Origin of the sequence: Mesorhizobium sp. M1A.F.Ca.IN.020.03.2.1, from assembly GCF_004023205.1 — a bacterium.
Taxonomy (GTDB): Bacteria; Pseudomonadota; Alphaproteobacteria; order Rhizobiales; family Rhizobiaceae; genus Mesorhizobium.
Genome location: NZ_RZSV01000178.1, coordinates 1 through 12,231 on the forward strand (window position 1 = coordinate 1; position 12,231 = coordinate 12,231).

A 12,231-nucleotide genomic window follows, 5' to 3' on the forward strand; every position below is an offset into this window, starting at 1 on the left:
GCGAGATACACCGCAAGGAAGCCCGAGCCGCCGATGGCGCCCGCCGCGGCGAACACCATCAGCGACAGCGTCAGCACGAAGATCGGCAGCAGGCCATGGTCGAGGTTCAGCCGCTCGACGAGGCGCACGATCGCCAAGCCGCCGAGCACGCCGATGATGGCGCCGAGTCCCATGTTGATGACGAAGCCGATCACCAAACTGGTGGCGAGAACGTTTGCCTCGGGGTTGGCATGCGCGGCGATGATCTCGACCAAAGAGATGGTGAGGAAGATGGCGATCGGATCATTGGTGCCGGATTCAACCTCGAGCGTCGAGCGGACGCGCTCGCGCAAATGGATCTCCCCGGCGCGCAGTAGGAAGAACACCGCCGCTGCGTCGGTCGAAGCGACGGCGGCGCCGAGCAGCGAGGATTCCAGCCAGCTGAGATTGAGGAGGTAGTAGGCGGCGACGCCGAAGATGCCGGTGGTCAGGAGGACGCCGACGGTGGCCAGCGACAGCGCCGGCCCGGCCGCCTGGCGCAAGGCGTTGAGCGGCGTGCCGAAACCGGAATCGAACAGGATAATGGCCAAAGCCAACGAGCCGGCGAAATAAGCCAGCCGCGCATTGTCGAATTCGATGCCAAGGCCGTCGACCCCGGTGGCAAGGCCAATGCAGAGGAAGAGGAGCAGCAGGGGTGCGCCGAAGCGAAAGGCGATCAGGCTCGAAAAGGCGGCGGCGACAACAAGCGCTGTGCCGACCAGCGTCACGAGATAGATCGCATGCTCCATCCGGAATTGCCCCTCAAATCCGCGTCCCTCCCGCTTTACGGCAGAGTGGGGCGAAGACATGACCAGTGCAAGGCGGCAGCGTGGCTTTTTTGCCCCATGCCGCTGCGTCGAACGAAAAACGCCCGGCCGAAGCCGGGCGTTTCACACGATCAAAAAGGAAGCCTGAGGTCAGGCGATGGTCTTGCCGAAGGCGACAGCCGTGTCGCCCATGCGGTTCGAGAAGCCCCATTCGTTGTCGTACCAGGAGAGTACCGAGACGAAGTTGCCGTCCATGACCTTGGTCTGGTCGAGCGCCGCGATCGAGGAGTGCGGATCGTGGTTGAAATCGATCGAGACGTTCGGGTGATGGGTGACCGAGAGCACGCCCTTCAGCTTGCCCTTGGAGGCGGCGACCAGCGCTTCGTTGATCTCCTGCGCGGTGGTCGAGCGCTTGGCGATGAATTTGAAATCGACGACCGAGACGTTCGGGGTCGGCACGCGGATGGAGATGCCGTCGAGCTTGCCCTTGAGGTCGGGCAGCACCAGACCGATCGCCTTGGCGGCACCGGTGGAGGTCGGGATCTGCGACAGCGCCGCGGCGCGGGCCCGGTAAAGGTCCTTGTGCATGGTGTCCAGCGTCGGCTGGTCGCCGGTGTAGGAATGGATTGTCGTCATCATGCCCTTCTCGATGCCGACGGTCTCGTGCAGCACGGCGGCAAGCGGGGCCAGGCAGTTGGTGGTGCAGGACGCGTTGGAGATGACGACGTGGTCCTTGGTCAGCTTGTCGTGGTTGATGCCGTAGACGACCGTGAGATCGGCGCCTTCGGCCGGGGCCGAGACGATGACGCGCTTGGCGCCGGCGGTCAGATGCGCGGCAGCCTTGTCGCGCGCAGTGAAGATACCGGTGCATTCGAGCGCGATGTCGATGCCGAGATCCTTCCAGGGCAGCTGGGTCGGATCCTTGATGGCGGTGACCTTGAACTTCTCCTTGCCGACGGAGATCTGGTCGCCGTCGACCGTCACTTCATGCGGGAAGCGGCCATGCACGCTGTCGTAGCGGAGCAGATGCGCGTTGGTCTCTACCGGCCCGAGGTCGTTGACGGCGACGACATCGATGTCCTTGCGGCCGGATTCATGAATGGCGCGCAGGATGTTGCGGCCGATGCGGCCAAATCCGTTGATGGCAACTCTGACGGTCATGTTTCTCTCCCTGGGGACTGGAAAGTGGATGGGTCCGCTGCTTCATAGCGGCGGGCGTGCAAAGAATCCAGCCGTAGAAGCCGGAATTTAAATCGATTAGGTTGGTCCAGTCCGGCGACATCCTTTGAAGGGCTTCGCCGGACGGGGCGTTGCTTTTTGTGCATGCCGCTCGAGATCGCTGCGCGCTTTTGAGCGACATGCGATGGCTCACTTGCCGTGCAGGCGTGCCTCCACGGCCTTCGCCGCGGCCTCGGCGGTGATGCCGAAATGCGGATAGAGCTGCTCGATCGAGCCGGAGGCGCCGAAGCCGGTCATGCCGACGAAGATGCCGTCGATACCGATCAGGTGGTCCCAGCCCTGGCGGATGCCGGCCTCGATAGCGACCTTCACCTCGGCGTTGCCGATGGTCTTCCTGCGATAGTCCTCGTCCTGCTGGTCGAACAGCTCGAAGCAGGGCACCGATACGACGCGGGTCGGATGGCCGTGTTTTTCGGGCAACTCGCGGGCGCCGAGGGCGACCTCGACCTCCGAGCCCGTGGCGAAGATCGTCACGGCCGCCTCGCCGTTTGCCGCGGCAAGCTCATAAGCGCCCGAGGCGCTGAGGTTCTTCTCGCTGTGTTCGCTGCGCACGGTCGGCAGGTTCTGGCGGGTCAGCGCGAGCGTCGAAGGCGTCTTTTCGGACTCCAACGCCAGCTGCCAACATTCCGCCGTCTCGACCGCGTCGGCCGGGCGGAAGACGTTGTGGTTCGGAATGGCGCGCAGTGCGGCCAGATGCTCGACCGGCTGGTGGGTCGGGCCGTCCTCGCCGAGACCGATCGAGTCATGGGTCATGACGAAGATCGAGCGGATGCCCATCAGCGAGGCAAGGCGCATCGAGGGCCGGGCATAGTCGGAGAAACACAAGAAGGTGCCGCCATAGGCGATCAGGCCGCCATGCAGCGTCAACCCGTTGATGGCCGCCGCCATGCCGTGCTCGCGGATGCCGTAATGAACATAGCGCTGGCCGTAGTCGTCCGGAGTGATGTTCTTGGTCTGGCTGGTCTTGGTGTTGTTGGAGCCGGTGAGGTCGGCCGAGCCGCCGATGGTTTCGGGAACAGCGCCGTTGATCACTTCCAGCGCCATTTCCGAGGACTTACGGGTGGCCACCTTCGGCTTGTCGGCCGAGAGCTTCTTCTTGTACTCGGCGATGACGGCGTCGAAATTGTCCGGCAGCTTGCCGGCGAGGCGGCGCTCGAATTCGCCCTTCAGCTTGGCGTCGGCCTTGGCAAGGCGGCCTTCCCAATCGGCGCGCGCCTTGGCGCCGGCGGTGCCGACGCCGCGCCAGGCGTCGAGGATGTCGGCCGGAATCTCGAAGGGCGGCGATTCCCAGTTGAAGAATTTGCGGGCGCCGGCGATTTCGTCGGCGCCGAGCGGCGAGCCATGCGCCTTGTTGGTGCCGGCCTTGGTCGGGGCGCCGAAGCCGATGGTCGTCTTGCAGGCGATCATCGTCGGCTTGTCGGAATGGCGGGCGGCTTCGATGGCGTAGGCGATGGCTTCCGGATCGGTGCCGTCGATGTGGCTGGCGTTCCAGCCGCTGGCCTGGAAGCGGGCGACCTGGTCGGTGTTGTCGGCGAGCGAGACCGGGCCGTCGATCGAAATGTTGTTGTTGTCCCAGAAGACGATCAGCTTGTTGAGCTTGAGATGGCCGGCGAGCGCGATGGCTTCCTGGGAGACGCCCTCCATCAAGCAGCCGTCGCCGGCCAGCACATAGGTGTGGTGGTCGACAAGGTCGTTGCCGAAGGCGGCGTTCATGATGCGCTCGCCGAGCGCGAAGCCGACCGAGTTGGCGAGGCCCTGGCCGAGCGGACCGGTGGTGGTCTCGATGCCGGCGGCATGGCCGTATTCGGGATGGCCGGCGGTCTTCGATCCGAGTTGGCGGAAATTCTTGATCTGGTCGATCGTCATGTCCTCGTAGCCGGTGAGGTACAGGAGCGAATAGAGCAGCATCGAGCCGTGGCCGGCCGACAGGATGAAACGGTCGCGGTCTGCCCAGTGCGGGGCCTTGGCGTCGAATTTCAGGAAGCGGGTGAACAGCACCGTAGCGATGTCGGCGCAGCCCATGGGCAGGCCGGGGTGGCCGGAATTGGCCTTCTCGACGGCGTCCATGGAAAGAAAACGGATCGCATTGGCCATCCGATCATGTTGTTCACGCGAGGTCATGCTTCCTCCGGAATAGGGGTTGGAGCTTTGGGAGAGCCCGTGGAAAGGGTGCGCGACACATAGCAGGCGCGGCCTTTGAGTCAACAAATCGGTGCTTTTTTGCCGGCCTTGTGAAGGCGGCGGCGACGCTACATTAGCGTTAGCGGGGGACAGTCGCGAGAGCTTTATTGACGCGCGCTTCACCCGGCGCCTAATCTTTCCGAGATAACGCGTTCTGAACGCGAGCGATTCGGTGACGGGCAGGGCATAGGACGAAGGCCATGACCGGGGAAACGACCCTCAAGGAAGTCATCGCCAGGCTCGGCAAAGCCATGGAGGGACTGGAAAACGCCGTGGCGGCGCGGCTCGAGCATGAGCGCGACTATTCCGAGGCCGAGGCCGAGGTGCAGCGCATGAACGCCGACCGCTCGCGGCTGGCGCAGGAGCTCGACAATTCCGAGGCCCGCGCCGAACGGCTGGAAGATGCCAACAAGGAAGTGTCGCGCCGGCTGGTGACCGCCATGGAAACCATTCGCGCGGTACTGGACAGGTAAGCCAATGGCACAGGTCACCGTTTCCATCGACGGCAAGCAGTACCGGATGGCTTGCGACGAGGGCCAAGAAGAGCATCTGATCGACCTCGCCGAGCGCTTCGACCGGTATGTCATGCATTTGAAGGATTCGTTCGGCGAGATCGGCGACCAGCGGCTGACCGTCATGGCCGGCATCATGGTGATGGATGAGCTTTCGGAGCTCAACAAGCGGGTCAAGGGCATGGAGAGCGAGGTGCTGACGCTGCGCAAGACGCGCGACGAGGCGCTGACCAAGGCCGACAAGAGCGACAGCGTGCTGACGACCGCGCTCGCGGCACTTGCGCAGCGCATGGAAGACCTTGCGACGACGCTGGCGGTGAAGAAGGCTTAAGCCGCCAATCCCCTGCGTCCGCTATGGAAATTCTGCTGTCTTTTCCAGGAAAAGCAGAAATTTTTCCATCGTTCCGATCACGCTTGCAGACACAAGCCTTTTGAACCGTTCCTTCCGGCGGTATAGAAGCTGACACGCGCCGATGGGGTTAGCCCAGGCCGGCGCCATGTCACAGGGTAGGGAGCACGCGATGAGCCTTCGTATCAACGATATCGCGCCGGATTTCACGGCCGAGACTACGCAAGGGACGATCAATTTCCATCAATGGATCGGTGACGGCTGGGCAGTGCTCTTCAGCCATCCGAAGAACTTCACGCCGGTTTGCACGACCGAGCTCGGCACGATGGCCGGGCTCGAGGGCGAATTCAAAAAGCGAAACGTCAAGATCATCGGCATTTCCGTCGATCCGGTGTCGAGCCACGACAAATGGCAGGCCGACATCAAGACAGCTACCGGCCAGACGGTGAACTATCCGCTGATCGGCGACAAGGATCTCGCCGTCGCCAAGCTTTACGAGATGCTGCCGGCGGGCGCCGGCGAGAGCTCTGAAGGGCGCACGCCGGCCGACAACGCCACGGTGCGCTCGGTCTACGTCATCGGCCCGGACAAGAAGATCAAGCTGGTGCTGACCTATCCGATGACCACCGGCCGCAACTTCGATGAGATCCTGCGCGTCATCGATTCCATCCAGCTGACGGCCAAGCACCAGGTGGCGACGCCGGCAAACTGGAAGCAGGGCGAGGACGTGATCATCACCGCCGCCGTCTCCAACGAGGACGCGATCAAGCGCTTCGGCGCCTACGAGACGGTGTTGCCGTATCTGCGCAAGACCAAGCAGCCGACAGCGTGAGCTTTCCTTCTCCCCCGTTCCACGGGGAGAAGGTGCCCGAAAGGCGGATGAGGGGTGGCGCGGCGTTCGGTGATTACCGCGTCAACGGACGTTGTCCTGACGTGATAAGCTCGTAATCTCGGCGCTGCCCCTTATTGTCCTGCCGGACATTTCTCCCCGTATAGTGACGGGGAGAAAGGGGCGAACCACAGCTTTCGCCAATCGCGGGCGTTGTAGGGCCAAATAAAAACGGCGGCGCCAGACGCTGGCGCCGCCGTTTTGTCTTTGCGTAATGCCTCGAGCTTTTACGCCGCCGGCTGCGCTTCGATGGTGCGCAGCGCCTGGTTTTGACGCTTGGCCGCGGCCTTGACCGCGTCCTGCACCTTCTCGAAGGCGCGCACCTCGATCTGGCGCACGCGCTCGCGGCTGATGTCGAACTCGGCCGACAGCTCTTCCAGCGTCAGCGGCTCTTCGGCCAGACGACGCGCCTCGAAGATGCGCCGCTCGCGGTCGTTGAGCACCGACAGCGCGCCCGACAGCATCGAGCGCCGGTTTTCCAGCTCGTCCTGCTCGATCAGCATCTCTTCCTGGCTTTCGTGATCGTCGACCAGCCAGTCCTGCCATTCACCGGACTCACCTTCGCTCGCCCTGATCGGGGCGTTGAGCGAAGCGTCGCCCGACAGGCGACGGTTCATCGACACCACTTCGGCCTCGGAAACGTTGAGACGCGTGGCGATCTCGGCGATCTGGTCGGGCTTGAGGTCGCCGTCGTCGAGCGCCTGGATCCGGCCCTTCACCTTGCGCAGGTTGAAGAACAGGCGCTTCTGGTTGGCGGTGGTGCCCATCTTGACCAGGCTCCACGAGCGCAGGATGTATTCCTGGATCGAGGCCTTGATCCACCACATAGCGTAGGTGGCGAGCCGGAAGCCGCGCTCCGGTTCGAATTTCTTGACAGCCTGCATGAGGCCGACATTGCCTTCCGAGATCACCTCGCCGATCGGCAGGCCGTAGCCGCGATAGCCCATGGCAATCTTGGCGACGAGCCGCAAATGGCTGGTGACGAGCTTGTGCGCGGCGGAAGTGTCCTGATGCTCGGCATAACGCTTGGCGAGCATGTACTCTTCCTGGGGCTGAAGCATCGGAAAGCGACGGATTTCTTCCAGGTAGCGGGCGAGACCGCCTTCACCGGAAACGATACTGGGTAGTGACTGGGCCATGATAGCGCCCCCTCTCTATTGGAGTGATGCCCCCGTAACGCGGCGGGCATGTGACGCGAATGCCAATCGGCTCATTCGCGGCAACTGCTGTATATAGGAACAAAACCAGAAAGGACAGGCATTTGTTCAACACGAAACAGTGTGTCACGCTGAAGTGAACAACGCCAGTCAGGTTTTTGATGGCTGGTTTGAAGCGTCTTGATGGCGGTTCAGAGCATTCGAAAGCCGCCGACAAGTTCCTCCATGTCCCTCGGCATCGGCGCCTCGAACCGCATCGGTAGATGGGTGGTCGGGTGTCGGAATTCAAGGAGCCAGGCATGGAGCGCCTGCCTGGAAAATGCCTTGACCTCGCCTTTCAGCGGTTCCGGCAGCCGGTTGGCCTTGGTGCGGAAGGCCTGGCCGTACTCCGGATCGCCGACCACCGGATGACCGATATGCGCCATATGCACCCTGATCTGGTGCGTGCGGCCGGTCTCGAGGCGGCATTCGATCAGACTTGCGGTGGTGAATTCCTTCTGCCGCCCGCCGAAACGCTCGACGACGGTGAAATGGGTAACGGCATGCCGGGCGTCGTCCCGGCCTTCGGGAACCACCGCGCGCCGCACCCGGTCGGCGGCGCGGCCGAGCGCGGCCTCGACGGTGCCGGTCGGCCGCTGCGGAATGCCCCAGACCAGCGCCAGATAGGCGCGTTCGAGGTCGCCCGTCCGGCCATGATCGGCGAAGGCCTCGGACAGTGCCTTGTGGGCGCGGTCGGTCTTGGCCACCACCATGACGCCGCTGGTTTCCTTGTCCAGCCGGTGGACGATGCCCGGTCGCCTGGCGCCGCCGATGCCGGAAAGACTGTCGCCGCAATGATGGATCAGCGCGTTGACCAGTGTGCCGGTCCAGTTGCCGGCGCCGGGATGCACAACCAGCCCCGCCGGCTTGTTGACGACGATCAGCTCGTCGTCCTCGTAAAGGATGTCGAGAGGAATGGCCTCGCCTTGCGGCTCGGCAGGCTCCGGCTGCGGCATGATGACCGCGACACGCTCGCCCGGCGCCATCTTGCGCTTTGCCTCTTCGACCGGCTTGCCGGCGATCGTAACCGCACCCTGCTTGATGAGGGCCTGCACGCGGCTGCGTGAGATCTCCGGGCCGAGCTGGGCGGTGAGCCACTGGTCGAGGCGCTTGCCTGCGGCATCGGCGCCGGTTTCCAGCTCCACCGCTCCACCCAACTCATCGCCCGGCAATTGATCCTGTCTCAAAATCGGGGCCCTATCAAAATCGAGGTCTCTTCGCTATGAGCGCTCATCGAAACCCGTTGCGGATTGTTTAGTCATGGCCCGGCCGATCGCCGAAGAAGATGAGGAGAAGCCGCTCGACCCTGCGGCCGAAAAAGTGCGCCGGAAGCTCATCCGCTTCATGATCGTCAATCTCGGTCTTCTGTTCCTCGCCCTTATGGTGGTGATCGGAGCCCTTGTCTACAAAGCCCGCAATGCGCCCGGCGCCGGATCGGTGCATGCCGGCGATGTCCAGGCTCCGGCCGGCGCGCCCCTCTCCGGCGATATCGTGCTGCCGGTCGGCGCCAAGGTGGTCAGCCAGGCACTGTCCGGCAACCGCCTGTCGATCGATGCCGAGCTCGCCGACGGCAGCCGTTCCATCTTTCTCTACGACATTGCCGAGCGCCGCGTCATCGGCCAGTTCGCGATTCGCAACAAATGAGCGGCTTTGCCGATAACCGCAGCATTGCGACCGTGGCGCTCGTCGTCGAAAACTATGACGAGGCGATAGCCTGGTATGTCGAGCGGCTTGGCTTCGTGCTGAGCGAGGATGTCGACCTCGGCGGCGGCAAGCGCTGGGTGACGGTCACGCCGGCAAACAGGCAGGGCGCGCGGCTGCTCTTGGCGGCAGCCTCCGGCGAGAGGCAGGCAAGCCGCATCGGTGACCAGACCGGCGGCCGGGTGTTTCTTTTTCTCGAAACGGACGACTTCGCCCGCGACCATCAGGCGATGCTTGGCAGGGGCGTCGAATTCCGCGAGGCGCCGCGCTTCGAGCCCTATGGCACGGTGGCGGTGTTTGCCGATCTCTACGGCAATCTCTGGGATCTGATCGAGCCGAAACGGCAGGGTTGACGAGGGCAGTCCGCAAAGTCCGCGAACAGTCCGAAACCCCAGTTGCTTTTTTCCGGCCTTCATCCTATGTAGCCGGTTCTTGAGCGCGCCCATCGTCTAGCGGTCAGGACACCGCCCTCTCACGGCGGGAACAGGGGTTCGATTCCCCTTGGGCGTACCATTGATTCCAATAATTTAGCTGCTTTGAACGACGACGTGTCGAATAGCGATCGAGAAGCCTTAGCCAGGCAATGCGCGAAGGAACACACAGCACCGTCGGCCGTTTGCCTTTCTTTCAGTGAAAGGATGAGACATGCCGACACCCGCTGAGCTCGAAGCGAAATTCTGGAAAGCACTGAAATCTGACATGACGATGATGATCGGCCTCGACGGCTCCAACATCATCCCTCGGCCCATGACGGCACAACTGGAGAAGGACGATACCGGTCCGATCTGGTTTTTCACGGCGAAAGACACGGAGCTTCCGATGGGCCTTTCCGGCGGCGACCAGGCAACGGCCACGTTCGTCTCCAAGGGACATGACCTCTTCGCAACGGTGCAGGGCAAGCTTCGCGTCGACAATGATCGGGCTGTGATCGATCGGCTCTGGAACCCCTATGTCGAAGCATGGTTCGAGGGCGGCAAAGACGATCCGAAACTCACGCTGTTGCGCTTCGATCCGGACCGAGCCGAAATCTGGCTCGATGCGTCGAGCGTGGTTTCGGGCATCAAGATGCTGCTCGGATATGACCCGAAGCAGGAATACAAGGATAATGTCGCCAAGGTCGACCTTTAGGGGCCGGTCGCGACAGGCTGTCGGCCGCGTAATTTCTGCTTCTCGGTTGATGCGGCAAAGGCCTCCAGCCTGGAATGCAACCACGCATCCACTCTATGGGCTCGCGACCAGAATGAACCGCGCCAGTTTGCGGCGGCAATGCGTTACGCGCCGGGATGGAAGATAGGCGCACGAATCCGCCACTGGCGCGCGCCTGGCGTTATACTCGACGTTATCGGAGCGCCGCTTTTTGCCCCTGGGCTTTGAAGCCCCTGTTTCCGCGCTGTCCCATGAGAGGAAGGCGCTGCGCTATTTCCCGGTAAGAAACGGCGTGGCTCAGTCATGCGATAGCGTCTAGCCACCGATTCGGCCTTGGCTACCATCCCAATTGGATTATCTGGGAAAGATCGGCGATGTCGCCATAGATCATCGAGCCTTTGACGAGAAAACACTTGCCATGCAAGACCTCGGACAGTGAGCTCGACGCGGTGCAAACCGGCAAAACTTTATGGCCATTGGCTTCGGTCGGGCCGACGCTGATGACGAGGAAAGCAATCGCAACGAGAGTCGTTCTGCTCATATCCAACCCCTCAAGCTGCCAGGGCTGCAAAACCGGTTGCCTCCTCAAAAAAGTAGCATCGGGCAATGATGGGATTCATCGTATCGATTGGAGAAGCGGCTCATCTATCTGCCGTAGGCGCAAAGACGGATTAGCTCCCCGCCTGTTCAGTGACTTCCACCAGGCGGGCTAACGCTTCATTGTTCCCCAGCCAAACTATAACCCCTCGAATTGCCCACCACCAAGGCGCTTGAATTCCGAACTTCTTCAAAGCGTTCAGGAGCTTCAAGACGTGCATCTATCGCGCTTGCTGAAAAAGGCGGCGCGGAACAGTGCAGCCTAAACATGGGGGCGCCCGGCCTGTGGCATATCGGGGGACCTAGGGCAGACAGGCCGGGCCTTTTACCCCATGTGGGCAAGGGGCAAGTCTGTACTATGCGCCACCTTTTGACAGCTGACATCAGAACTTTAGGCGTAGCTAATAAACGCCGTCGCGATTAATGAGCGCAAGCGAGGGACCTTTGGTTGCCTCTGCGGCTACACCCCTGATGGGATTGACCGCTCATAGTCAGCACGCTCCCAAACGGAAGCGGCAAACCGCTCACCTGCGAAAGCGGGATGAGTTGCGCCATGACCGTTGCAGGTCCTCGCGCTTCTCAAGACAGGCTTTTCGCAAACGCTCACGGACTTGTATTGTGACCTTGCGGCGCCATCAACGCTGTGGTGGCACCGGATCGAGCAGGGTGACATCGTCGGGCCCCGCGGGTGGCAGTTCGCCATTGGGCGTCAGCTTGTTGACCGCCTCGGGCAAGTCCCTGGTTATCCTGGCTATCAGCTCATCGCGGGACAAGCCGGTCTGCATTGAAAGAGAAGCGAGCGTTTCGTCGTCTATTGCCGCCTCGACCTCTTTCGGCTCGATCGGCTGGTTGGGTCCGCTACTAACCCAAGAATCCACCTTGGAACCGGCTCCCGCATTTCTGAAGCGGTCGACAATATCCCCGAGCGCCGTCCCCGATACGCCTTTGGACAGCTGATCCAAGATCCCTCCCTGCAGACTGTTTGGATCGCGATTTCCCGCGCCACGGAGCAGCTCTCCGATCTTGTCGCGATTTTGGTAGGCGAGAATGCCCAATATGGCGACAGCCAGTCTTCCCAGATTTGCCATTGATTTCCTCCCAGCAATTACAAGGGAAGAGCCGGTGATCACAAAGGTTCCGTCTAACGTGAAAAGTTTGCCGGGAGGCCAGCAAGCGAGGTCATCTTGCAATCAACAGGCTGGATCACGAGCCGCTTGATTTAGACGCATAAAGTCCTGGACGAAGGCCGCTCGGAAAGCCGCAAAAATCTCCGGTGGCACCCCCTTCAACCTGCTTGCCACTGGCGACAAGCCATACTGAAAGAATCCTGCTGGCCGCGATACCTATTGGCTTTTGTTCAGGAGCGTGGCGGGACCGAACACCGGCAGCCGGGTCCTAGTGAAAAGAATGCCGGTACTCCTCGCTAAATCAAACCGCGCTCGGAACAAAGGTGTCGGACGCTTGTTGGGTTTGCAGCACATCTGCCCAACTAGGAACTTCTCCATGAAAAATCGCCATCTACTGGTTGCGCTGACCACAGCCGCCGCCATCACATTCGCAGTGCCTGCCTTCGCCGCCGACGACGCCCAGGGGTTCGTCGACAAGGCTGCCAACGGGGGGATGTTCGAGGTCGAGT

Annotated in this window: 13 protein-coding genes and 1 tRNA gene; 7 read left to right on the plus strand and 7 right to left on the minus strand. The window is 62.0% G+C overall.

What is annotated here, in order from left to right; all coding sequences use genetic code 11:
• From EOA79_RS23440 to tkt, 3 genes are all read right to left on the minus strand, one after another.
• Positions 1 to 767 (minus strand): potassium/proton antiporter (locus EOA79_RS23440; RefSeq protein ID WP_128293316.1); only part of this gene is annotated, 767 nt, incomplete at its 3' end.
• Between the two features lie 168 nt (positions 768 to 935).
• Positions 936 to 1,946: a type I glyceraldehyde-3-phosphate dehydrogenase gene (gene gap / locus EOA79_RS23445; protein WP_127334720.1), complete on the minus strand. Its 1,011-nt coding sequence runs from the start codon at positions 1,944 to 1,946 to the stop codon at positions 936 to 938.
• 207 nt (positions 1,947 to 2,153) lie between these two features.
• The gene (gene tkt, locus EOA79_RS23450) at positions 2,154 to 4,145 is read right to left on the minus strand and encodes a transketolase (protein ID WP_128293317.1); all 1,992 of its coding nucleotides are present in this window, start codon (positions 4,143 to 4,145) and stop codon (positions 2,154 to 2,156) included.
• A 260-nt stretch (positions 4,146 to 4,405) separates the two neighbouring features.
• Between tkt and EOA79_RS23455 the strand changes: the two genes are divergently transcribed.
• The 3 genes from EOA79_RS23455 (at position 4,406) to EOA79_RS23465 (ending at position 5,898) form a co-directional block, all read left to right on the plus strand.
• The gene (locus EOA79_RS23455) at positions 4,406 to 4,678 is read left to right on the plus strand and encodes a DUF4164 domain-containing protein (RefSeq protein ID WP_040973690.1); all 273 of its coding nucleotides are present in this window, start codon (positions 4,406 to 4,408) and stop codon (positions 4,676 to 4,678) included.
• A gap of 4 nt (positions 4,679 to 4,682) precedes the next feature.
• Positions 4,683 to 5,048 carry a cell division protein ZapA gene (locus tag EOA79_RS23460; RefSeq protein WP_067002048.1) on the plus strand — a complete coding sequence of 122 codons (366 nt, stop codon included), beginning with the start codon at positions 4,683 to 4,685 and terminating at the stop codon, positions 5,046 to 5,048.
• 190 nt (positions 5,049 to 5,238) lie between these two features.
• Positions 5,239 to 5,898: a peroxiredoxin gene (locus tag EOA79_RS23465; protein ID WP_095778154.1), complete on the plus strand. Its 660-nt coding sequence runs from the start codon at positions 5,239 to 5,241 to the stop codon at positions 5,896 to 5,898.
• Positions 5,899 to 6,182: 284 nt separating this feature from the next.
• Here EOA79_RS23465 and rpoH read toward each other — a convergent pair whose 3' ends face one another.
• Positions 6,183 to 7,094 carry an RNA polymerase sigma factor RpoH gene (gene rpoH / locus EOA79_RS23470; RefSeq protein ID WP_067002056.1) on the minus strand — a complete coding sequence of 304 codons (912 nt, stop codon included), beginning with the start codon at positions 7,092 to 7,094 and terminating at the stop codon, positions 6,183 to 6,185.
• 209 nt (positions 7,095 to 7,303) lie between these two features.
• Positions 7,304 to 8,323, minus strand: coding sequence for an RluA family pseudouridine synthase (locus tag EOA79_RS23475; RefSeq protein ID WP_179293616.1), 1,020 nt, complete (start codon positions 8,321 to 8,323; stop codon positions 7,304 to 7,306).
• A gap of 88 nt (positions 8,324 to 8,411) precedes the next feature.
• Between EOA79_RS23475 and EOA79_RS23480 the strand changes: the two genes are divergently transcribed.
• From EOA79_RS23480 to EOA79_RS23495, 4 genes are all read left to right on the plus strand, one after another.
• On the plus strand, positions 8,412 to 8,795 hold the full coding sequence (locus tag EOA79_RS23480) for a fimbrial protein (RefSeq protein ID WP_067002059.1): 384 nt from the start codon (positions 8,412 to 8,414) through the stop codon (positions 8,793 to 8,795).
• Positions 8,792 to 9,205, plus strand: coding sequence for a VOC family protein (locus EOA79_RS23485; RefSeq protein ID WP_067002062.1), 414 nt, complete (start codon positions 8,792 to 8,794; stop codon positions 9,203 to 9,205). The genes EOA79_RS23480 and EOA79_RS23485 overlap by 4 nt, the downstream gene beginning before the upstream one ends.
• An 85-nt stretch (positions 9,206 to 9,290) precedes the next feature.
• A tRNA-Glu gene (locus tag EOA79_RS23490) sits at positions 9,291 to 9,365 on the plus strand.
• A gap of 132 nt (positions 9,366 to 9,497) precedes the next feature.
• Positions 9,498 to 9,980, plus strand: coding sequence for a pyridoxamine 5'-phosphate oxidase family protein (locus EOA79_RS23495; protein WP_067002065.1), 483 nt, complete (start codon positions 9,498 to 9,500; stop codon positions 9,978 to 9,980).
• 355 nt (positions 9,981 to 10,335) lie between these two features.
• Here the strand turns inward: EOA79_RS23495 and EOA79_RS23500 are convergent, their stop codons facing one another.
• Together EOA79_RS23500 and EOA79_RS23505 are read right to left on the minus strand one after the other, a co-directional pair.
• The gene (locus EOA79_RS23500) at positions 10,336 to 10,569 is read right to left on the minus strand and encodes a hypothetical protein (RefSeq protein ID WP_245322321.1); all 234 of its coding nucleotides are present in this window, start codon (positions 10,567 to 10,569) and stop codon (positions 10,336 to 10,338) included.
• Between the two features lie 661 nt (positions 10,570 to 11,230).
• Entirely contained in the window at positions 11,231 to 11,683 is a 453-nt protein-coding gene (locus tag EOA79_RS23505) for a YidB family protein (RefSeq protein ID WP_067319306.1), read from the minus strand.
• Between the last annotated feature and the right edge of the window lie 548 nt (positions 11,684 to 12,231).